This window comes from Streptomyces sp. NPDC048331 (assembly GCF_043201215.1).
GTDB lineage: Bacteria > Actinomycetota > Actinomycetes > Streptomycetales > Streptomycetaceae > Streptomyces.
On record NZ_JBICYT010000003.1, the window covers coordinates 446,479 to 467,546 of the forward strand.

Annotated in this window: 15 protein-coding genes and 2 pseudogenes; 5 read left to right on the forward strand and 12 right to left on the reverse strand. The window is 73.2% G+C overall.

The window, feature by feature from the left end; genetic code table 11:
- Positions 1-71: 71 nt before the first annotated feature.
- Together ACGFYY_RS07900 and ACGFYY_RS07905 are read right to left on the reverse strand one after the other, a co-directional pair.
- Positions 72-1,652, reverse strand: a complete 1,581-nt coding sequence (locus ACGFYY_RS07900) for an SDR family oxidoreductase (protein ID WP_393707608.1) — start codon at positions 1,650-1,652, stop codon at positions 72-74.
- Between the two features lie 114 nt (positions 1,653-1,766).
- Entirely contained in the window at positions 1,767-2,405 is a 639-nt protein-coding gene (locus ACGFYY_RS07905; protein ID WP_393707609.1) for a fasciclin domain-containing protein, read from the reverse strand.
- 222 nt (positions 2,406-2,627) lie between these two features.
- On the opposite strand from ACGFYY_RS07905, the gene ACGFYY_RS07910 reads away from it, so the two are divergent.
- A complete protein-coding gene (locus ACGFYY_RS07910) occupies positions 2,628-3,212 on the forward strand; it encodes a sigma-70 family RNA polymerase sigma factor (RefSeq protein WP_365270940.1) in 585 nt (194 codons plus the stop codon).
- Positions 3,209-3,967: an anti-sigma factor domain-containing protein gene (locus ACGFYY_RS07915; RefSeq protein WP_393707610.1), complete on the forward strand. Its 759-nt coding sequence runs from the start codon at positions 3,209-3,211 to the stop codon at positions 3,965-3,967. Before ACGFYY_RS07910 ends, ACGFYY_RS07915 begins: the two co-directional genes overlap by 4 nt.
- A gap of 12 nt (positions 3,968-3,979) precedes the next feature.
- Here ACGFYY_RS07915 and ACGFYY_RS07920 read toward each other — a convergent pair.
- A pseudogene (locus tag ACGFYY_RS07920) lies at positions 3,980-4,976 on the reverse strand (GlxA family transcriptional regulator).
- Positions 4,977-5,144: 168 nt separating this feature from the next.
- Here ACGFYY_RS07920 and ACGFYY_RS07925 point away from each other — a divergent pair.
- Positions 5,145-5,735 (forward strand): isochorismatase family protein, encoded by a 591-nt coding sequence (locus tag ACGFYY_RS07925; protein WP_393707611.1) that lies wholly within the window; start codon positions 5,145-5,147, stop codon positions 5,733-5,735.
- Between the two features lie 22 nt (positions 5,736-5,757).
- Here ACGFYY_RS07925 and ACGFYY_RS07930 read toward each other — a convergent pair whose 3' ends face one another.
- The gene (locus ACGFYY_RS07930; protein ID WP_393707612.1) at positions 5,758-6,675 is read right to left on the reverse strand and encodes an aminoglycoside phosphotransferase family protein; all 918 of its coding nucleotides are present in this window, start codon (positions 6,673-6,675) and stop codon (positions 5,758-5,760) included.
- A 45-nt stretch (positions 6,676-6,720) separates the two neighbouring features.
- A complete protein-coding gene (locus ACGFYY_RS07935; protein ID WP_393707642.1) occupies positions 6,721-12,558 on the reverse strand; it encodes a TIR domain-containing protein in 5,838 nt (1,945 codons plus the stop codon).
- 159 nt (positions 12,559-12,717) lie between these two features.
- Here ACGFYY_RS07935 and ACGFYY_RS07940 point away from each other — a divergent pair, with 159 nt between their 5' ends.
- Positions 12,718-13,908, forward strand: coding sequence for an SLC13 family permease (locus tag ACGFYY_RS07940; RefSeq protein WP_393707613.1), 1,191 nt, complete (start codon positions 12,718-12,720; stop codon positions 13,906-13,908).
- A 183-nt stretch (positions 13,909-14,091) separates the two neighbouring features.
- On the opposite strand, the gene ACGFYY_RS07945 is transcribed toward ACGFYY_RS07940, so the two are convergent.
- From ACGFYY_RS07945 to ACGFYY_RS07965, 5 genes are all read right to left on the reverse strand, one after another.
- The gene (locus tag ACGFYY_RS07945) at positions 14,092-14,664 is read right to left on the reverse strand and encodes a DinB family protein (RefSeq protein WP_365270920.1); all 573 of its coding nucleotides are present in this window, start codon (positions 14,662-14,664) and stop codon (positions 14,092-14,094) included.
- A 93-nt stretch (positions 14,665-14,757) separates the two neighbouring features.
- Positions 14,758-15,588, reverse strand: a complete 831-nt coding sequence (locus ACGFYY_RS07950; protein ID WP_393707614.1) for an inositol monophosphatase family protein — start codon at positions 15,586-15,588, stop codon at positions 14,758-14,760.
- Positions 15,569-16,192 (reverse strand): hypothetical protein, encoded by a 624-nt coding sequence (locus ACGFYY_RS07955; protein ID WP_393707643.1) that lies wholly within the window; start codon positions 16,190-16,192, stop codon positions 15,569-15,571. The genes ACGFYY_RS07950 and ACGFYY_RS07955 overlap by 20 nt, the downstream gene beginning before the upstream one ends.
- A 19-nt stretch (positions 16,193-16,211) precedes the next feature.
- Complete coding sequence (locus tag ACGFYY_RS07960) at positions 16,212-17,156, reverse strand: hypothetical protein (protein ID WP_393707615.1); 945 nt, start codon at positions 17,154-17,156, stop codon at positions 16,212-16,214.
- Positions 17,157-17,243: 87 nt separating this feature from the next.
- Entirely contained in the window at positions 17,244-17,978 is a 735-nt protein-coding gene (locus ACGFYY_RS07965; RefSeq protein WP_393707616.1) for a tyrosine-protein phosphatase, read from the reverse strand.
- 390 nt (positions 17,979-18,368) lie between these two features.
- On the opposite strand from ACGFYY_RS07965, the pseudogene lepB reads away from it, so the two are divergent.
- Positions 18,369-18,872 (forward strand): annotated as a pseudogene (gene lepB, locus ACGFYY_RS07970) (signal peptidase I); the annotation flags it as partial.
- A 76-nt stretch (positions 18,873-18,948) separates the two neighbouring features.
- Here lepB and ACGFYY_RS07975 read toward each other — a convergent pair.
- Both ACGFYY_RS07975 and ACGFYY_RS07980 read right to left on the reverse strand, forming a co-directional pair.
- A complete protein-coding gene (locus tag ACGFYY_RS07975; RefSeq protein WP_393707617.1) occupies positions 18,949-20,337 on the reverse strand; it encodes a sensor histidine kinase in 1,389 nt (462 codons plus the stop codon).
- Complete coding sequence (locus tag ACGFYY_RS07980; RefSeq protein WP_393707618.1) at positions 20,334-21,068, reverse strand: response regulator transcription factor; 735 nt, start codon at positions 21,066-21,068, stop codon at positions 20,334-20,336. The genes ACGFYY_RS07975 and ACGFYY_RS07980 overlap by 4 nt, the downstream gene beginning before the upstream one ends.

A 21,068-nucleotide genomic window follows, 5' to 3' on the forward strand; every position in this document is an offset into this window, starting at 1 on the left:
GCTCCTGGGCATCGGGCCACCGGGCGGACCCTGCGGGTGCCGCGCGGTGGTCGCTGGGCTGGCCTTGCCCGTCATTCGGTGCGGGAGGCCGCGGCGGATGCACCGGACGCATCGGCCGCGGCGGGTGCCGGGGACGCGGCCGGGCCGCGGTCGTCACCCGCTTCCGCCGTGCGCGCGATGTTGCGGGCCATGCCCCCGAAGACCACGGCGTGGAACGGCGAGACGCTCCACCAGTACAGGTGGCCGGCCAGGCCGCGCGGGTGGAAGAGCGCCCGCTGCCGGTACCGGGTGCGCCCGTCCCCGTCCTGCTCGGCGTACATCTCCAGCCAGGCCAGGCCCGGCAGTCGCATCTCGGCGCGGAGCCGGAGGAGGCGGCCGCGTTCGATCTCCTCGACCCGCCAGAAGTCCAGGGAGTCGCCGACCCTCAGGTGGGTGGCGTCGCGGCGACCCCGGCGCAGTCCGACGCCCCCGACGAGCCGGTCGAACCAGCCGCGCACGGCCCAGGCGAGCGGGAAGGAGTACCAGCCGTTCTCCCCGCCGATCCCCTCCACGACCCGCCACAGGGCCTGCGGCGAGGCTTCGACGGTGCGCTCACGGACGTCGGAGTAGAGGCTGCCGCCGGCCCAGTCCGGGTCGGTGGGCAGCGGGTCGCTCGGGGCGCCGGGCACGGAGGCGGAGGACCAGCGGGTGAGGACCTGGGCGTCGCGGACCTTCTTGAGGGCGTAGGTGAGGGCCGTGTCGAAGTCGAGGGGCGTGCCGGGCGGGTCGGGCACCCAGGTGGCGATGTCGTGCTCGTCGCAGACGACCTCGTACTTGAGGGATTCGGCGAGGGGGCGGGCGATGGCGCGGGGCACCGGGGTGACCAGGCCGACCCAGTGGCTGGACAGCCGGGGGGTGAGGACCGGTACGGGCAGGATGAGCCGCTGCGGCAGCCCGTCGACGGCGGCGTAGCGCTGCATCATGTCGAGGTAGGTGAGGACGTCGGGGCCGCCGATGTCGAAGGCGCGGCTGACCTCGGCGGGCATGCGGGCGCTGCCGACCAGGTAGCGCAGCACGTCTCGGACGGCGATGGGCTGGATACGGGTGCGCACCCAGCTGGGGGTGACCATCACGGGCAGCCGCTCGGTCAGGTAGCGGAGCATCTCGAAGGAGGCGGAGCCGGAGCCGATGATGACGGCGGCGCGGAGCACCGTGGTGGGGACCCCGGAGTCCAGGAGGATGCGTCCGACCTCGGCGCGGGAGCGCAGGTGGGGCGAGAGTTCCCGGTCGGGGACCCCGTTCGGGGTGAGTCCACCCAGGTAGACGATGCGGCGGACGCCGGCGGCGCGGGCCTGCTCGGCGAAGTTCCGCGCGGCCAGGCGGTCGGTGTGCTCGAAGTCGCGTCCGGCGCCGAGGGCGTGCACGAGGTAGTAGGCGACGTCGACGTCCCGCAGGGCGGGGGCGAGGGACGCGGCGTCGGTGACGTCGCCGCGGACGATCTCCGCCTGTCCGGCCCACGGGTGGTCGCGCAGTTTTTCCGGGGTGCGGGCGAGGCAGCGCACCCGGTGGCCGGCGGTGATGAGCTCGGGGACGAGCCGGCCGCCGATGTAGCCGGTGGCTCCGGTGACCAGGCACAGCGTGCCCGGGGCCGAGGGTCCTGGTGCGTCCGTCATCGAGTTGCTCCGATCGGGTGTCGCGGCTGCTCCCCCGGGCTTCTTCCGGGGGTACGGTCCGGCCGGATGCACGGACCGCCGCCCACGAGCTGATCGTGCGGAGCGCGAGCGCGCCTACTTCGGCATGAGGACCGTGTCGACGATGTGGACGGTGGCGTTGGCGGTGGGGACGTCGCCGCAGACCACCTTGGCGGAGTTGTTGACCGTGTAGGAGGTGCCCGAGCCCTTGGTGGTGATCATTCCCTTCTGGAGGGTCTGGAAGGAGCCGCCGGCCAGCTGCGTCGGCGTGAGCTTCTCGCCCACCACGTGATACGTGAGGAGCGCGGTCAGGGCCTCCTTGTCGGCCAGGACCTTGTCCAGGTCCGCCTTCGGGATCTTCGCGAACGCGTCGTTCGTCGGCGCGAACACCGTGATGTCCTGGGCGTTGTTCAACGTGTCGACCAGTCCGGCCTTCTTCACGGCCGCGACCAGGGTCGACAGCGCCGGGTTGTTGGAGGCGGCGGTGGCGACCGGGTCCTGCGCCATGCCGTCGAAGGAACCCGCGCCGCTCTTGGGCACCGAGGCGCACGCGGGGCCGAACGGGGCGTCCGCGCCCGCTCCGGTGTCGCCGACCGGCTCGGGTGAAGAGACCGCGTCGGGCGCGGCGGCCCCCTCATTGCTCGTACTCTCCTCCGAACAGGCGGACAGTGCCAGCGGAAGCAGCACGGCCGCGGTCATGGCGAGGGCGGTACGACGGAAGGTGTGCATGGTCATGGTCTCTCCTGCGTCCACGGGACCCACCCCTCGGTGCGTCACGCCGTCTGTTCGGCACCGGTCCTCGCCCGGATGGCCCCTTCGCCCGAACGAGTGGTAGCTCGTACAAGCTGCCGATCGACGGTTCGGGGGCTGCCGAAGGCGCCGCCCGCCATGACCAATCCGCCTGCCCCTCGGCTCCGAACGAGCTGTGCAACCGAGTACTCCTGGAGGACCTCCCCGGTGAGAGAGAACGTGCGCATAGGCCTGCACCCGTCGGCCGCTCCCGACCTGCCGGAACTGATGGGCCGGGTGGCCCGCGGTGATCAGCAGGCGTTCACGGTCGTCTTCGAGGCGGTGTCGGGCCCCGTACTGGGCCTCGTACGGACCGTGCTGCGGGACCCGGCCCAGTCCGAGGAGGTCGCCCAGGAGGTACTGGTCGAGCTCTGGCGGACCGCCGCCCGCTACCAGCCCGCGCGGGGCTCGGTGATGAACTGGGTGCTGACCCTGGCCCACCGCCGGGCCGTCGACCGGGTGCGTTCCGCACAGGCGTCGACCAACCGCGAGAAGCGGGCGGCGCTGTTGGACCACACCACGGCCTACGACGAGGTGGTGGAGCAGGTGGAGAGCCGGCTGGAGCGCGAGCAGGTACGGCGCTGTCTGCACGGACTCAGCGAACTGCAGCGCCAGTCGGTCACCCTGGCGTACTACCGCGGCCTGACCCACCGGGAGGTCGCGGACCTGTTGGCCCTACCGTTGGGTACCGTGAAGACACGGCTGCGCGACGGGCTCATTCGGCTCCGTGACTGTCTGGGGGTGGGTGCGTGAGCACCGCGGATCCGCACACGTTGACGGGCGCGTACGCGCTCGACGCCCTGGAACCGGACGAGCGGGCCGCCGTCGAGCGGCACCTCGCCGACTGCGTGTCCTGCTCTCAGGAGGTCCGGGAGTTCTCCGAGACGGTCACGCGCCTCGGGCTCGCGGTGGCGGCGCCGCCGAGTGCCGCGCTGCGGGACGAGGTGATGCGCCGGATCGCGACGGTACGCCAGGACCCGCCCTCGACGGCGCGGACCGGACGCGGCGGCCACGTACGGCCCCGCTGGCGGCCGGTGTCGAACTGGGCGCTGGCGGCCTGTCTCGCGGGGGCCGTGGCGCTCGGCGGTGTCGCGGTGGCGCAGTACGAGCAGGCCGAGGACGCCCGGCAGCAGGCGCAGCGGGCCCGGATCGCGAACGATGCCGTGGGCGCGGTCCTCGCGGCCGCCGACGCCCGGGTGGCCACGGCGCCGCTGCGGGGCGGAGCGGTGGGCACGGTGGTGGTCTCGAACTCCCGTAACCAGGCGGTCTTCGCGGCCTCCGGGCTGCCGGCGCCGCCCGGCGGGAAGGTGTACCAGCTCTGGTACAACGACGGCGGCGGGAAGATGCGTCCGGCGGGGCTGATGCCCGGCGGTGCCCCGGCCACGGCCGCCCTGCTCGACGGTCCGGTCGACACGGCGTCGGGGATGGGTGTCACCGTCGAACCGGCCGGCGGCTCGCCGCAGCCGACGTCCGCTCCGGTGGCCCTGCTGTCCTTCCCGGCGGCCTGAACCGGGCGGCGGTCAGACGGCCGGGGTCGCCCGGAACCGGTTGCGGTACTCCGTCGGCGTCGTGTCGAGCTTGCGGCGGAAGGCACGGACGAGGGTGTCGGTCGTGTTGAAGCCGCAGACGGTCGCGACGCGTTCGAGGGTGTCGTCGGTGGACTCCAGCCGGTTGCGGGCCACTTCGACACGGGCGGATTCGACGTAGGCCGCCGGGGTCATGCCCAGTTCCGTCTTGAAGATCCGGGTGAGCTGCCGTTCGCCGACGTGCGCCTGTGCGGCGAGGTCGGCGACGGTCAGCGGCTCGGCGATGTTCCGTGTGATGTGGTGGCGGAGGTCCTCGATGCGCCGCGTGGTCGACACGGGTTCCAGCGGGACGCTGAACTGGCTCTGTCCGCCGGGCCGTTTCAGGTACATCACCAGTTGCCGGGCGACGCGCAGGGCCACGGCCTCGCCGAAGTCCTCGGCGACGAGGGCGAGCGAGAGGTCGAGGCAGGCGCTGATGCCGGCTCCGGTCCACACGTCCCGGTCCCGGATGAAGATCGGATCGGCGTCGACCTCGATCGAGGGGTGTTCGTCGGCGAGTTGGCGGGCGGTGGACCAGTGGGTGGTGGCCCGCCTGCCGTCCAGCAGCCCGGCGTCCGCGAGGATGTGCGCGCCCACGCACACGGAGGCGACCCGCCGGGCCGTGGCGGCGAGGGTCCGCACCCGGTCGACCACGGCCGGGTCGGCGAGGGCTCGGACCCGGCCCTCTCCGTCCACCTCGACGGACCCGGGCACCAGCAGGGTGTCGATGCCGCGCCCCGCCACCTCCTGGAAGGTGGTGTCCGGAAGGATCCGGACGCCGGCGGAGGTGGTGACGGGGTCCATGGTCTCGGCGGCCAGCGCCACCCGGTAGCCCGCCGGTTCGCCCAGCTCCCGCCCGCAGCAGGGCGAACACCTCCGGCGGGCCGGTGACGTCCAGCAGGTCGACGCCGTCGAAGAGGACGAGGACCACGAACCGTCCGACGGTGCTCACAGGTGGTCTCCGTTCGGTGGGACGACGGTCGTGCCGACACCCACCGTATGTCGGTTTCTGCGGGTTGGACGACATTGCCGACATCCAGGGGTGGTCCTAGCGTGGAGAACACGGCCGCCGCTCCGCGGCCGGAACCTCTCGAAGTGACACCCCCAGGAGGGTATTTCCATGTCCAAGACGACCCTGCGCGAGCTGAGCGGCCTCGACCGGAGCCCGGCGTCACCTGCCGAAGCGACGCTGATCCTGATCGACTACCAGAACACCTACACCCGGGGCGTGATGGAACTGACCGGGTGGGAGGCCGCCCTCGACGCCGGCGCCGCCCTGCTGGCCCGGGCCCGGGCGGCCGGGGCGCCGGTGATCCATGTGATCAACGACGGCGGCGAGGGAAGCCCGTACGACGTCCGGGCCGAGATCGGCCGGATCCACCCCCGGGTGGCTCCGGTCGAAGGTGAGGCGGTGGTCGTCAAGACGGCCCCCAACGGGTTCGTCGAAACCGACCTGGGCGACCACGTCGACGCCGCCGGCCACAAGGACGTCATCCTCGCCGGGTTCATGACCCACATGTGCGTGACGTTCACCGCGGAAGGCGCGTTCCTGCGGGGCGACCGGCCCACGGTGGTGGCGGACGCGTGCGCGACCCGGCCGCTGCGGACGGCGGTGGCGGAGGTGTCCGCCGAACAGCTCCACCACGCCGCGCTCGCGACGATCGCCGATCTCTACGGGGTCGTCGTCCCGTCCGCCTCCTCCCTCGGCTGAGGCCGCGGCCACCTCCGATCCGTCACCCCGCCGTCGACACGAGGCGTCGCAGCGCGGCCTGGGCGGGTGGGCCCCAGGTGGGCTTGCCGCCCGGGCGGCCGCGCACCCCGGCCTCGCCGATGAGGATGCCGCCGAGGGCCCGCTGTGCCGCCCAGCCCCGGGCGCGGCGTCGGGTCGCGGCGTCCGCGGCCGGCCGGTAGGCGGCGTGGAAACGGTCGACGGCACCGTCCGGCAGCAGGTTCCAGGGGGCGGCGAGGTCGCAGGCCGGATCGCCCGCGCAGAGGTCCCCGAAGTCGATCACGCCGCAGAAGGTGCCGCCCGCGGTGAGGACGTTGGCCGGGTGGAGGTCGCCGTGCAGCCACATCGCCGGGCCCGCCCAGACGGGTGCGGCGACGGCGTCCTCCCAAACGGCGCGGACGGCGTCCGGGTCGGGGATCAACCCCATGTCGGTGGCGGTGGCGAGCCCGTCGACGAACGCGTCGGCGAGGTCGGCCAGTGGCCCCCCGCGGCCGTGGTTGCCCGCGGGCGCCCCTGCGGGAGCCGGCCGGTGAAGCGCCGTCAGGAAGGCGGCCAGGGCGTCGGCCGCGTCCGTGGCGTGCGTGGCGGGGGCGCGGTCGGCGGGCTCACCGGGCACCCAGGTGGTGACGGTCCAGGGGCGCGGGAACCGCTCGGAGGGCTCGCCGATGCGCTGCGGAACGGGAACCGGCAGCGGCAGGCCCGGGGCGAGGCCGGGCAGCCAGGCGTGCTCCTTGCGCAGCAGCGCGTCCGCGGACGGCGTCGCCCAGGGCAGCCGGACGGCGAGGTCCTCCCCGAGCCGCCACAGCTGGTTGTCCCAGCCACGGGCACCGAACCGCACGGGGCGATCCGCCAGATCGGGGTGCTGATCGCGTAACAGGTCCCGGACCAGCTCCGCGGTGACCTCGGTTCGTGTGTGTGTCATGCGCACGAACCGTAGCCGGGGCCGGCTCCGCGCGGCCGGCGGGACTCACAGTTCCTCGCCGAGCGGCAGCCGGTGGATGCCCGGCAGGTACGCGTCGAGCTCGCCCGGGGTGAACCGGGACATGCCCACGACGTGCCAGAACTCACCGGCCACGTCGCCCTCGTACTTGTACCCGCCGGCCGGTGTCAGCGCCGCCCAGCCGCCCGCCATGCCCATCAACGTCGCGCGCGGGGACGGCGCCTCCCCATCCGCCGGGACGTTCCAGAGCCGCACCGTGCCGTCCTCGGCGCCGCTCGCCAGCGTGGTGCCGTCCGGGGAGAAGGCGAGCGAGAGCACCCGCCCGGTGTGCCCGACGAGGTCGGTCAGGTGCTCGCCCGTCGTGGCGTCCCACAGGGCGACGGCCCGGTCGTCGCCGCCGGTGGCCAGCAACGGGCGGCTCGGATGGGCGGCCACCGTCCACAGCCTGCCGCCGCGTCCGCGCAGCCGCGGACCGGCCTGCCCGTCCCGCCAGAGGATGGCCGTACCGTCCCAGCTCGCGCTGGCGAGCCAGGCTCCCCCCGGGCCGTAGGCGACGCCGTACACCCGGTCGGCATGCCCTCCGAGCTGATGGAGCAGGGCGCCGTTCCTGGCGTCCCACACCCGTACGAAACTGTCGTCGCAGCCGGTGGCCAGCACATCGGCGTCCGAGCGGAAGGCGATCGAGCGGACCCGGCCCCGGTGCGCGGTCAGCGTCGAGACGGGGGAACCGGTGGGGCGGAACCAGACGCGAACGGAATCGTCGTCGTTGGCGGTGGCGAGCAAGGTCCCGTCGGCGTTGAAGGCCTCCGCCCAGACGTGCTCGGTCTCCGCGTCGAGCTCCCTCAGGTACTCGCCGCCCTCCGGGTTCCAGAGGTACATGTCGCCGTCGTTGCTGGCCGTGGCCAGGATCGCTTCGACCGGGCTGAAGGTCGCGGAGACCAGCCGGTCACCGCGCCCGGTGAGCTCGTCCGTACGGCGGCCCGTGCGCGTCTCCCACAGCCGTACGACCCCGTCGTTGCCGGCCGCCGCCAGTTGCGTGCCGTCCGCGCTGAAGGCGACCCCGCCGATCCGACGGCCGTGGCCCCGCAGGATGCGCTTGCCCTGGCCGGTGGCCGCGTCCCAGATCTGGGCGCCGCCGTCGTTGCCGACGGTGAGCAACTGGCTTTCGCCGGGCCGGAAGGCGCACGCCCAGGCGGTGCCGCGGTGCTCGGTCGGCTGCTGGGGGTGGAGGGCGACCGTGTACCCGTGGGGGCGCCCGGTGACCGTCCACAGCCGGACCGCGCCGTTGCTGTCGCAGGCGGCGAGGAGCTTCCCGCCGTCGCCGAAGAGCACCTGGTAGACGGCGCCGGTGCCCCGTTCGAGAACGCCGGCGGGGGTGCCGACCACCGGGTCCCAGAGCCGGACCTGGCCGTCCGTGTCGCCGCTGGCCAGGAGGTTGCCGTCGGGGTGGAAGTCGAGGACGTACACCCGGCCGGTGTGGCCGGTGAACTCGTGCAGCAGCCGCGCGTCGGCCGTACGCCAGATCCGCACCGTGCCGCCCTGCCCGGGCCCGCCCCGGTCGGCGGTGGCGAAGAGGGTCCCGTCGGGGCTGAACCGGGCACGGTAGACGGCCCCTTGATGGCCCTCGATCTCCCGGACGCAGTGCCCGGTGGCCAGGTCCCACAGGCGTACCTTCGCGCCGGCGTCGCCGGTGAGCAGCAGGCCGTCCGGTCCGTAGACCGCGGTGTAGACGGGGGCGGTGTGACCCGGCATCCGGTGCAGGGGTTCGCCGGTGGCCACGTCCCAGACCGTGACCAGGCCCTCGCGGTCGCCCGTGGCGAGGAGGGTGCCGGCCGCGTCGAAGGAGACCGGCCACACCCCGTCGGGGTGGACCCGCAGGTGGTGGCGGCAGGCTCCGGTCACCGGGTCCCAGAGCCGCACCGCGCCGTCGGAGCCGCCGGTGGCGATGACGTCCGGCCGGAACTTCACGGCGTACACGCGTCCCTCGTGCCCCTGGAGGGTGCGTACGGCCCGGCCGTCGTCGGCGCCGCAGACCAGGACGGAGCCGTCCTCGCTGCCGACGGCGAGGAGTTCCCCGTCGCTGCTGTACGCGATCGGTTCGGGAAGGCGGCTCGTGCGCATGCCGAATCCGTACGGGACCCCGACGGCGGAGGGCCGGAACCCGGCGTCCACGGGCATCCCGGGGGCGATCGCGGCGGTCCCCAGCTCGGGGGCGGCCCGCACCTCGTCGTCCATCGTCACGTCGATGAGCGCGGCCCGGTGCCAACGGCTGCCGGTCAGCAGGGCGCCCCGCAGGTCGGTCCGGGTCAGCCGGGCCCGACTGAGGTTCGCGCCGGACAGGTCGGCGCGGCTCAGGTCGGCCAGGTCGAGGCGGGCGCCCGTCAGCCGGGTGCCCCGGAGCAGGGCTCCGGAGAGATTGGCGCCGATCAGCCGGGCGTCCGTGAGGTCCGCGTCGCTGAGGTCGACCCCGGAGAAGTCGCGGTGCGAGAGGTCCTCACCGGCCAGCCGGGCGCCGCGCAGGTCGGCGTTGGCCGGTACCCGGAGCCGGTCGGAGATCCGTACGGCGTTGGCGCGGGCGGCCTCACCGACCGCGCGCCCGGGGGAGTCGAGGACCTCGCGCACCCAGCGGGCGCACTGCTCGTGGTCGGCGAGGTCGCAGAAGAACTCGACGGCGAGCTGGCTGAGCGGGCGCGCGAGGAGCACGGTGTGTTGCCCGCGGGCGAGCTGGCGGGCGGCCTCCCGTGCCACCAGCCACTCGACGACGGAGCCGTGGATGAACTGGAACACCCCGTCGTCGCTGCGGACCAGCAGGCTGCCCGCGCCGACCGCCTGGGCGCGCTCGGACGCGGTGAGCGGGGACTCGGTGAGTTCGCTGAGGGTGCCGGCCACGGTCTCGGTGAGCTCGTCGAGCCGCAGGGCGCTCCGGCCGCTCTCCCACAGCCGCCAGGCCAGCGCGGTGACCGCCGCCCACAGCTGGTCGAGGGTGAGTCCGGGCGGCGCGCCGGGCCCGCCCTGGCCGCGCCGTTCCTCGTGGCCGAGCCAGGAGGTGAACACGTCCTCGTACAGTCGGGCGGGGCTGAGCGCGCGGCCCGCTCCGGCGACCGCGCGCAGCTGGTCCTGACTCAGGTCGGCGACGAAGGACAGCAGCCGGGGGTTGCGGCAGAGCATCAGCAGGTCGGGGATGTTGCGCAGGAGCTGGTAGCGGCGGTCGGCGGCGTGCTCGTCGCCGTAGCTGCGGACGAGGTAGGAGCGGATCTGGGCCGGGGTGAAGCCTTCGACGGCCAGGATCCTGCGTTGCGGGAGCAGGCCGACGCGCTCGCCGAGCGCGGTGAGGACCTGGGCGTGGGACTTGAAGTGCTGGGTACGGCTGCTGACGACGATCTTGGCGTGGTCGACGGCGGCGTCGAGGAGGACCTGGAGGTGGTCGGCGGCCCGGTCGTAGCTGACCCGGTTGACCAGTTCGTCGAAGCCGTCGAAGAGCAGGACGACGCGGCCTTGGGCGAGCATGTAGCGCAGGGCCCGCAGGTCGATGGTGTCGACGTCGTGGCCGGCCAGATGCGCGGCGACCAGGCCTTCGAGGCTGTGCGCCCGGTCGAGGGAGTTGAGCGGGATCAGCAGCGGGGTCAGGTGCGGGAGCTGTTCGGAGATGCGCCGGGCCAGCTCGCGCAGCGCGAAGGTCTTGCCGTGCCCGAAGTCGCCGAGGAGCAGGACGAACCGGCCCTGGTCGGACTCCAGGAGCTCCAGCAACTCCTCGACGAGTCCGTCCCGTTCCTGGTCGGCCTGGCCCGGGCCGTCGGGGCGGTCGGCGTCGCGGTAGCGCTGGGGGAGGTAGAGGCCGGGGGCGTACTGCTCGCTGCTGTTGAGCCGGGCCGTCTGCGCGGCGACGTAGCTCCGCAGGTCGAGCAGGCCCTGGAACTCGATGAAGCTGCGCACCCGGACCCGGACGCCATGGGCGGCGGCCCGGCGGCGCAGCCCGCCGGCCGGGGCGGCGCCCCCGTACACCAGGACGGCCTCGGAGCCGGTGTCGGTGGCGTGCACCTGGGCGATGAAGCGGTCCAGCTCCTCCTCGGTGGGACTGCCGGGGTGGACGGCTATGCGCTGCTGCTGGACGACGCCGTCCTCCTGCTCCCGCCAGGTGGCCATGATCTGCACCATGTCGGCCGGTTCGCGGCGCGGGACGTCACGCAGCCGTACGCCTTCCCGGCGCACCCGGCAGATCTCCTTGACGCGCTCGGCGAGCGAGGCGGCCGGGTCGTCGAGGGGAGCTCGTCCGCCGGCCGGCTCGACGTCGATGACGGCGGGCAGTTCCGGTACGGGGAACACCCGGCGGGTCTGCCGCCATGCGGCGGGGAAGGCCTCGGACGCGGCGGTGATCCGGTCGTCCCAGCGGGTCACGCCCTGGGCGCCGACCTGGAGCAGCTGGAACCTGGCGGGGGCGGCGGAACCGAACAGGGGCAACTCACCGGCGGTCCCGGCGAGCTGGGTGCGGCTGGGGGCCGAGGTGGTGCTGCGCGGGCCACCGGTCGGCCCGTGCAGCAGCAGGTGCAGCCGCGGGGCGGCGAGCCGGGCGAAGGTGTCGGCGTCCCGCAGCCCGCCGGGGCCGCCGATCGCGTCGCCGGGGCGGCGGCCGTCGGTCAGCGGGTGGCGGAGCGCTCCGATGCGCAGCCAGCCCTCCTCCTCGTACCGTCGCATGGCCTCGGCGAACCAGGCGGCCTGGTCGCGTCCGATGAAGCCGTACTGCTCTTCGGGGCGGTGGCTGTAGGCCATGGAGGAGTTGAATCCGGCGACGACCGTGCTCAGTTCGGGCACCGGGAAGAGGGTCCAGGGCTGGTCGCTGTCGAAGACGGTGTCCAGGCCCTGGTAGAGGCCGCGGAACAGCCGCGTGTAGTGGCGCCATTTGGGCCAGTACGGGGGCTGCGGTGCCACCTCGTCGGCCTCGCAGGTGTGGAAGTAGGCCTGGGACGCGGCCTGGTTCACGTCCTGCGCGCCCGGTACCACCATCACCCGCTGGGGGGACAGGTCGAGCTGGGACCGCAGGGCGGTGAGGAAGCTGAGGGCCTGGTCGCATTCGCGCGGGCTGCCGGACGCGGTGAGGTCGCCGGTGACGACCATCAGATCGGGGGCGGGTGCCCCCGCGTCCCTGAGCATGATGAGGTCGCCGCGGATCTGCCGGCTGAGCGAGTCGGGTTCGCGGCCGCGCCCGAAGTCGGGCCCGGCCAGGTGCAGGACGGTCACGGTGTCCTGGGCGCCGGGGCCGGCCGCGGCGGCCCGCGGGTAGAGCGGCGCCCTGGCCGGCCGCCTGCGCCCGGACCAGCCGGGGCCGGCGAGCGCGCTCGGCCGCGGCTGCCCGGGGTTGGGCTGCTCCGGGTGGCGGACGGGTGCCGGGCCCCCACCCGGGTAGCCGGGGCGGCGGCCCGGGCGGGCATGGCCGTCGACGGCCTGGCCGACCCGGTTCAGCAGGAGGGAACGGGCCGCGTCGATGTCCGCCACGCCGACGAGGTCGACGTAGGTGATCGTGGCGAGGAGTCCCTCGATCGGGATCTCGTCCACCCGGACGGTCAGCAGCCTCCGTTCGGGCGACTCGGGCGAGGCCCGGAGCGCGGCCTGCCATTCCATGCGACCGTAGGTGGAACGCTCGTAGTGGCGGGACAGTACGGCGATGACCGCCAGGGACTCGCTGACCCCCCGATCCATGAAGTCTATGAAGTTGGTTCCCGGTACGAAGTCCCAGGCCTGCACCACCGTGCGGTAGCCGGCTTCCTCCAGGGTCCAGGCGATCCAGGCGGCCCACTGTTCGTCTGCCGGCGAATAACTGATGAAGAAGTCGAACTCTCTTGCGGGAGCGCCGAATTGCCCGTCCGTCATCATGAATCCATCGTAGGGCCGTGCCCCCGGCCGCGGGGTTGTCCCGTCAAGGGCGAAGTGATCTCCCGCGGGGCGCCGGACACCCCGCCGGGGCGGGCCTGTCCGATTCCTTCCGCCCCGTCTGATGCCGGGACGTGTGTATGTGCGAACCTGTTCGCCGTGTCTCTCCTCAGGCGACTGCATCCACTGGACTGGCTGGCCGGCGGGCTGCTCGCACTGGGTGCGCTGTGCGTCGCCACGGGCCTGCTGCCCACCGGACCCGCCGGGGACGTGCTGGAGCGCATCGGTCCGCTGGTGGTGTTCCTGGCCACGGTGATCGTCCTCGCCGAGCTGACCGGCAAGGCGGAGGTCTTCGACGTCGTCGCCACCTGGGTGGCCCGGGCGGGACGCGGCAGGTACCCCCTCCTCTTCTGTCTCTGCGTGCTGTTCGCGTCCGTCACCACCATCACCCTCAACCTGGACACGACGGCTGTCCTGCTGACCCCGGTGATGCTGGCGCTGGCGACCCGGGTCGGGATCGCGCCCGTACCGCTGGCGATGACCACGGTGTGGCTGGCCAACACGGCCAGCTTGCTGCTCCCCGTGTCGAACCTGACGAACCTGCTGGCCGCGGACCGCATCGCGCTGACACCGTCGGAGATGGCCGCCACCATGTGGGCGCCGCAGTTGGCCGCGATCGCGGTCACGATGGCCTGCCTGTGGGGCTTCTACTGGCGCCCGGGGCGGCGCACCGAGACCCGCTACACGCCGCCTCCGCTGCCGCGCCCCGCGGACCGGGTGCTGTTCCGGGTGAGCGCGGTGGCGTGCGCCGGATTCCTGCTGGCGATCCTGCTCGCCGACGTACCGCTGTGGTCGGCGTCCATGGCGGCCGCGCTGATCGTGGTCGTGGCCTTCTGGTTCCGCAGCCGGGAGACGCTGCGCCTCTCCCTGATCCCCTGGCGGCTCCTGGTCCTCGTCCCGGGGATGTTCCTGGTCGTGGAGACGGTCAACGCCCATGGACTGCACGACGTCCTGGCGGCGGCGATGGGCTCCGACAACGACGTCGTCGGCATGCTGAGATCGGCGGCGGTCGGAGCGGGCTTCTCGAACGTGCTGAACAACCTCCCGGCCTATCTGGCGGGTGAGGCGGCCGTTCCGGTGGCCAACCACGAGCAGTTGCTCGCCCAGCTGATCGGCGTCAACGTGGGCCCGGTCATCACGCCGTGGGCCTCGCTGGCCACCCTGCTGTGGTTCGAGCGGTGCCGCTGGCACGGCACCCGGATCGACCTGGGCCGCTTCCTCGGTACGGGCGTCGTACTGGCGGTGGCGGGCACGCTGGCGGCGACCCTGGCCCTGGCGGCCACCACCTGAGGGCTGTCCCGTAATCCCCGGCGGGCGCACGACGACAGATACGGCACCTCGCTGTGTTGTCGGAACGCCCGAAGACGCCCGGTAAGGGGACGCTCCTCCGCCTTGCGATGCACCGCATCTGACACCGCGCGCTGATCCACCGGGGATGACAGGACAGCCCTCGGGGCCGTGTCCGGTCACACCTCAACGGGATTCCCTGGCGGCCCGCTCGACCTTCGCGCGGTGGGCCGCACGGGCTTCCTCGTCGATCCCCGTCTCGTGTTCGGCGCGCAGCCCGGTCCGGCCGTCGAGGCCCTCGCGCAGGATGTCGGCCTGCCCGGTGTGCCGGACGGACTCGCCGAGCACATGGACCATGACGGCGAACAGGTTGGTGTCGGCATGAGGCGCCGGCCACCACGGCACGTGGCCGGGGGCGTCGAGGGGAAGCGCCTCGATCGTCGCGTCCGCGTGTTCCCACGTGCGCCGGTAGAACGCGACGATCTGATCGCGGGTCTCGTCCTCGGTCGCCCACAGATCGCTGCCGTCGGAGTCCTGCCAGCGGGGCAGCGGTTCCGGCGAGGGGCGGTGGAAGACCTCGCCGAAGTACCTCGCCTCGACGGTGGCCACATGCTTGACCAGGCCGAGGAGGTTGGTCCCGGTCGCGGTCAGAGGTCGGCGGGCATCGTATGCGGACAGGCCGTCGAGTTTCCAGAGCAGGGCCTCACGGTCCCGCCGCAGTCTCCCGTGCAGGGCGTCCTTCGCGAATTCGTCGATCATGCGGCACGAGCCTGCCATGGGCCGCTCGCGGTCTCAAGATCCCTTACGCGGCCGCTCGGCCCCTCGGCCCCTCGGCCCCTCGGCCCCTCCGGCTCACGTGCTCGGGGTGACGGCCCCCACCTCCGCCAGCAGGTACGCGAGGGTCTCGCCGCGGGCCGCGACGAAGCTGCGCCCGGTGTCGGCCCCGGCGAAGCCGGGTCTGAACCGCGCCCCGGACAGCGTGCGCAGGTCCACGCCCGCCTCCGCCGCGAGCAGCGCCCCGGTCGGCAGGTCCACGCCCTCGGCGCGGTAGCCGACGAAGGCATCGATGGTGCCGCGCGCCAGCAGGCTCCAGCCGAGCAGCGGGGCCCACAGTTGCAGGACGCGCCGACAGCGCAGCTCCAGCACCGCGCGCAGGGCCACCGCCGTCGGGTCGCCCCGTTCCACGGCGTACCCCTGGGTCCAGGCGACGACGGGCCCGGGCCGCGGCAGGGTGCGGTCGGGGCCGGGCAGCGCGCCGGAGGGTCCGTGGGCCCCGTACCCCTTGACCGCGTGCCAGGTCTCCCCGGTGACCGGCTCGTGCACCACTCCCATCACGGGGGCGCCCGCCAGGCACAACCCGATCCCCACCGCGTAGGTGGGCAGCCCGATCACGACGTTGTTGCTGCCGTCCAACGGGTCGACCAGCCAGGTGCGTTCACCCGCGGCGTCGAGGAGCCCGGCCTCCTCGGACAGGATCCGGTCGTGCGGGAAGTGCCGCTGGATCCGGCTCAGTACGAGCTTCTCGGCCGCGAGGTCGAGGTCCATCTGCACGTCCCCGGACCCGCCCTTCGTCCGCACGCACCGTGCCGTGCCGAAACGCCTGCGCAGCAGGCCTCCCGCCTCCTCCGCCGCGGCGACGGCGACCTGCCTCTCGTGGTCGAAATCAGGTCCGCTGTTGGGCATCGATCCTCCTGAGGACGGTGTGGACGCTGCGCACGGTCTGCGCGGTGTCGCACAGCCGGCGGCTCGTGCGGCGCGGACGGCCGTCGAGCGGGCCGAGCGAGAGGTCGAGCTGCCCGGGGATCGACATCCCGTGGACGAGGGTGGCCGCCGGTTCCACCCCCTCCAGTGCGGTGGCGTGGAACTCGCCCGCAGCCAGGGTGTACGTCTCCCCGCCGGAGCTGATGTGGGCGGGGCCGGGCTCGCTCCGTACCAGGAGGGAGGTCGGCCTGATCTCGTCCACCCCGTCGCTCCCGCTGAACACCTCGAAGATCCGGTGGGTGGCGCCCTGCTCGCCGTCCCGCACCACGCTCGTCCGTACGGGCAGATTGGCCACCCGCCCGTACAGCACGCGGCTGCGCAGTTCCCAGCTGTGGGCGTGCATCGGTGACGCCTCCGGATCGGCGCGGTGGTCGACCTCGAAGAGATGTACGCAGATTCCGCGCGGGCCCTCTCTCAGCAGTGGCAGGCAGAGGAATCCGAGCGGATGACGGACGGCATGTAACTCCCGGGTGCCGGAGGCGATTTCCTCCAGGGTCACGAGAGTGCTTTCGAGCTCGGGGTCCATGGGCACGCGCCGGAGCGCATCACCTCCTGTAGGGGTCCTCCGCGTGCAGGGCCTTCTCGATGATCTTGCCGATGTCGCTGTCGGTGAAGACGCGCGGCAGTGGCAGCCGCAGGTCGTCGAAGAGGGTCCGGACCTCGTCGACGGTGGGCTCCTGGCCGAGCGGGGAGGCGACGCGCAGGTCGAGCACGGTGGCCTGCTCACGACTCTGGTGCAACTCGGTCACGTAGTAGTCGTAGAGCGGCTGCCCGCGCTCCACCAGCAGGTTCACCCGGGACTGGTCGTCCTGGGTGATGATGAGGCAGGTCTCGGACAGGTCGAACCGCAAGGTCGGCACGGCGGCCGACAGGTGCACGCTGATCTCCAGGGTGGTCAGCTGCCGCTGGTACCAACAGGCGGCGAGGACGGTCGCGTACGACTCCCGGCGGACCCGGTCGGTGGTCCACAGATCGTCTCCGCGACGCTGCGCGCCGAACATCTGCCGGAACCGGGCGTACGCGGCGCAGGCCCGTTCGTCGGCCGGATTGACGATGTCGATCTTCACGTTGAGCTGCGAGCGCTGTTCCTTCGCGGCGGCCACGCACAGCGGGAGCGTGACCGCCCGCAGGTAGGTGCCCGTACCGCCCTTGAAGTACCAGAGGTTGGTCTGCCGGCGGGCTTTGCGCAGTGCCTCGCCGACCTCGTTGCCCGAGAGGGAACGCACCATGGCGAGGTCTTCCAGTGCCTGCCGGGTCCCGCTCATCGCCTCCTGGATGCTCGCGGGCCGGCGCACCCGCTCCACGATCGATCCGGTGGCGAGAAGGCCGAGGACGACGAGGGTGGCGCCGGAGGAGACGTCGTCACTGATGACGTCACCGAAGATGTCGAGGAGTCCGACCGCCATGGCGATGCCCAGGGCGACCACGACGTCGGCGTTCCGCAGCACCCAGGCAACGAGGCGTTCCAGCCGCCCTACGTGCGCTGCCATGAACGCACCCCCCTCCCCCACCCGTGTTCCGATGGTAGGAGATGCGCCGGTGGCGCCACCAGAGCGACTTCACGTCGCGCGGCCGGCTCAGGGGGCGGCGCTCAGCAGCCGGTCGCGCAGTTGCTCCACGGTGCGCTCCCGCAACCCGACCCGGTCGGTGAGGTAGCCGCGCACGGATCCGTACCGGGTCTCCAGGTCCGCGAGCACCAACTCCATGATCACGGCGGGGGCGCGGCCGTAACTCGGCCACTTCATGACCCGGTCCGGGTGGGCGGCCCGCCAGTCGGCGGCGAGCCGCTCGGTGGCCAGCTCGGTGAGAGCGAAGTCGGTGAGGACGTCGGCGCGTTCCACCCCGAGCAGGGTCAGGAGGAAGGCGCCGATCAGCCCGGTCCGGTCCTTGCCCGAGGTGCAGTGGAAGACCGCGGGGCCGGAGGCCTGTGCCAGCTCCTCCACCACCTGGCGAATCTCGTCGGCCCCGTCCTCGGTGACCTCGGCGAACCGGTCCGCGAGGTAGCGCCAGGGGTCGATGTCCGGGTCGATCTCGGCCTGGTCGTAGGGCCGGTGCTCGATGCTCAGGTTGACGTAGTGGAACCGCTCCGCCTCGGGCACCCGCCCCTTGGCGTCGGCCTCCCACGGATACCGCAGGTCGATCACGGTCCCGATGCCGAGTTCCAGGAAGCGCTCCCAGTCGTCGCCCGTCAGTTTGCCGAGCGAGTCGGCCCGGTACACCGTCCCCCACCGCACGGTCCGGCCGTCGGCGGACCGGTAGCCGCCCAGGTCCCGGAAATTGTGCAGACGCTCGAACTCGACGTGCCGGCCCATCTGTTCTCTCCCCCGTGTCTCTTCCCCGTGTCCGGACTCCTCACCGCACACCCTGCCGCAGGCGGGCCGGCCGGCAGGGGTGACCCCGGGGCACTGGGTCGAAGATCACAACGGAGCACCGTCGCGGCTCGCGCCGATGGGGCCGGCCGGACCGCAGCCCCCCTGCGGGCGCTCCGACCCGCGCCGATAGGGTGCGGGCCGAACGACCGGGAAGGGCCGAGGATGAGACCAGGGCGAAGACTGTGGATCACGGGGTGGGTGCTGGTGCCCCTGGGGGTGTTGCTGCTGGTGGGAACGTGGTGGTTCGGTGACTCCGTCTACGGCGGCCACACCGCCGGCTCCGATGCCATGCGACCGACGTACGAGCAGGGCTAGGTCGTCTTCACGAAGAAGATCGACGGCACCGAGGTCCATCGCGGCGACGCGGTCTTCGCCTACCTGCCCGGGCGCTACACGGACACCGATCTCGTCTTCCAGCGCGTCATCGGCGTCGGGGGCGACCGGGTGAGCTGCGACGGGCACCAGGTGCTGGTGAACGGCGAGCCGCTGCACGAGACGTACGTCGCCGGGGGCGACCCCGTGGGCGACGGCAAGAGCTACGACGTCACGGTGCCGGAAGGCCGGCTCTTCGTGATGGGCGACAACCGGGTCACTTCCCGGGACTCCCGCTACTTCCTGGCGGACGGACAGAACGGCACCATTCCCGCGGACGCGGTCGTCGAGCGGGCGTTCGACGGCGCGGGCCTCGCGCTCACCATGGTCGGCATCATGATCGGCGGATTCGTCCTCACTCTCGTGGGGTCGGGCTGTGGTCTGGCCGGCTGTCTGATCATGCGACGGACCCGGCGGACGCAACCCGCACCCGCGGCTCCCTCCGTCCTCCGGTCGCCCTGACCCTGTCGCCCGCCGCAGGGGGACCGCAGCAAGGGGGACCGCCGCAGGGGGACCGCAGCAAGGGGGACCGCCGCGTTCAGAACGCCAGCCGGAACAGCGCGCCTCCGCCCGGGGCGGCCTCCGCGGTCAGTTCGGCGGAGTGCGCCCGGGCGATCTGCCGGGCCATGGCCAGGCCGAGTCCCGATCCCGGTAGGGCGCGGGCCGCACCGGCCCGGTAGAACCGGTCGAAGACGTGCGGCAGGTCTTCCGGCGAGATCCCCGGACCGTGGTCGCGGACCGTCAGCTCCGGGCCTCGGCCGCCCGGGACGCCCGCCATCAGCTCCACCTCGACGGGCAGTCCGTCCCGGCCGAACTTGGCCGCGTTGTCCAGCAGGTTCCCCAGCAGTCGGCTGAGTCGCGCGGGCACCCCGGGTACGACGACCGGTTCGGCCGGCACCCGTACGTGGAAGGGCACGGCCGGCCAGTGCGTCCGCGCCGCCCGCGCGCAGTGCTCGACCAGCGCGCCCAGCCGGACCTGTTCCACGAGCGGTTGCGGCTCCTCGTCGCGTGCCAGCTCGATCAGGTCGTTGACGAGTCCCGTCACCTCCCGCAGCTGCCGTCCCAGCGCGGCCGAGGCGCGCTCGCGCTGGTCGGGGGTGAGCCGGTCGGCCCGGGCCAGCAGCTCGGCGTTGGTCCGCAGGGCCGTCAGCGGGGTGCGCAGTTCATGGGAGGCGTCCGCGACCAGTTGGCGCTGTGCGGCGATCGACTGTTCGAGCTCCCCCAGCATGGTGTTGAAGCTCGTGGCCAGCCGGGTGATCTCGTCCTCCCGCCCCGGGGGCGGCAGTTCGATCCGGTGCCGTGCGTCGCGGGTCGCGGCGATCCGCTCGGCCGTCGCGGTGAGGCGGGCGACCGGAGCCAGGCCGGTCCGCGAGACCCAGTACCCGAGGAGGGCCGCCAGCAGCACGCCCGCGGCCGCGGTGAGCACCAGCCACCGGGCGGCCTCCTCGATGCCGTCCTCGACGGTGTCGGCCCGCAGGGCCACCTGGAGGGCGCGACCCTTGGCGTAGTCGGTGGTGAGCATCCGCGCGGGAAACCCGGCCACCGTGATGTTCGTGTAGTAAGGAGCCCTCCGGCCCGCGGCCACGTCCCGCGCGGCCGGGTCGACGGGCAGCTGCCCCGCGGTCGCGGGGTCCTTGGCCGGGTCGGCGGCCACCACCTCCGCGCAGGCGGGAGCGGCCAGGAACCGGCATTCGCCGGCCAGGATGCCCGGCGCCGCCCCCGGGTCGCGCTGGGCGGCGAGCCGCGCGGATTGGGTGAGGCTGAGGTCGAGCTGCTCGTAGAGGGCGGACCGGACCACCAGGAACGCCGCCGCGCACACCCCGACGGCCACGAGGGCCACGGCGGCGGTGACCGACAGCGCCAGCCGGGTGCGCAGCGGGCCGCGCCTGCGCCAGACCCGGCCGAGCCGCCGGCGGCCGCCGCTCACGTCGCGTCCAGCCGGTAGCCGACCCCGTGGACGGTGTGCACCAGCCGGGGCTCGCCCGCGGCCTCCAGCTTCCGGCGCAGGTAACCGACGTAGACGGCGAGGGAGTTGGAGTCCGGCCCGAAGTCCCGCCCCCAGACCAGCTCGAGGATCAGCTCGCGCGGGAGGACCTGGCCGGGGTGGCGCAGGAGCAGTTCGAGCAGGGCCGCTTCGGTACGGCTGAACTCCAACGGACGGCTCCCCCGGCGACCGGTCCGGGTCGCGGGGTCGAGGACGAGGTCGGCGAAGCCGAGCGGGGCGGCGATGCCGGCGGGTCCGGGCGCGGCCCGGCGCAGGAGCGCGCGGACCCGGGCGATCAGCTCGTCCAGGGCGAAGGGTTTGACGAGGTAGTCGTCGGCGCCCGCCTCCAATCCGTCGACGCGCTCGCTGACGGAGTCGAGCGCGGTGAGGACGAGGACGGGTGTACGGTCGCCCATCGCCCGCAGTTGTCGGCAGACGGCGAGCCCGTCGAGCACGGGCATCATGACGTCGAGGACGACCGCGTCGGGCTCCCAGGCCGCGACGTGGGAGAGGGCCGCGAGCCCGTCCGGGGCGCCCCGTACCTCGTACCCCTCGACCGTGAGCCCGTCCTCGACGGCCGCCCGTACCTCGGGCTCGTCGTCGACGACGAGGATGCGCTGCCTGCCCGTACCGCGTGTGATGCCTGTGCTGCCTGTGCTGTCCGTGGAGCTCAT

Excerpts from the sequence above, each read along its gene's own strand:
- ACGFYY_RS07960 (WP_393707615.1), bottom strand. The coding sequence starts at position 17,156 with ATGGCAGCGCACGTAGGGCGGCTGGAACGCCTCGTTGCCTGGGTGCTG.
- ACGFYY_RS07900 (WP_393707608.1), bottom strand. The coding sequence starts at position 1,652 with ATGACGGACGCACCAGGACCCTCGGCCCCGGGCACGCTGTGCCTGGTC.
- ACGFYY_RS07905 (WP_393707609.1), bottom strand. The coding sequence starts at position 2,405 with ATGACCATGCACACCTTCCGTCGTACCGCCCTCGCCATGACCGCGGCC.
- ACGFYY_RS07925 (WP_393707611.1), top strand. The coding sequence starts at position 5,145 with ATGTCCAAGACGACCCTGCGCGAGCTGAGCGGCCTCGACCGGAGCCCG.
- ACGFYY_RS07935 (WP_393707642.1), bottom strand. The coding sequence starts at position 12,558 with ATGACGGACGGGCAATTCGGCGCTCCCGCAAGAGAGTTCGACTTCTTC.
- ACGFYY_RS07980 (WP_393707618.1), bottom strand. The coding sequence starts at position 21,068 with ATGAGCTCCACGGACAGCACAGGCAGCACAGGCATCACACGCGGTACG.
- ACGFYY_RS07950 (WP_393707614.1), bottom strand. The coding sequence starts at position 15,588 with ATGCCCAACAGCGGACCTGATTTCGACCACGAGAGGCAGGTCGCCGTC.
- ACGFYY_RS07965 (WP_393707616.1), bottom strand. The coding sequence starts at position 17,978 with ATGGGCCGGCACGTCGAGTTCGAGCGTCTGCACAATTTCCGGGACCTG.
- ACGFYY_RS07955 (WP_393707643.1), bottom strand. The coding sequence starts at position 16,192 with ATGGACCCCGAGCTCGAAAGCACTCTCGTGACCCTGGAGGAAATCGCC.
- ACGFYY_RS07930 (WP_393707612.1), bottom strand. The coding sequence starts at position 6,675 with ATGACACACACACGAACCGAGGTCACCGCGGAGCTGGTCCGGGACCTG.
- ACGFYY_RS07945 (WP_365270920.1), bottom strand. The coding sequence starts at position 14,664 with ATGATCGACGAATTCGCGAAGGACGCCCTGCACGGGAGACTGCGGCGG.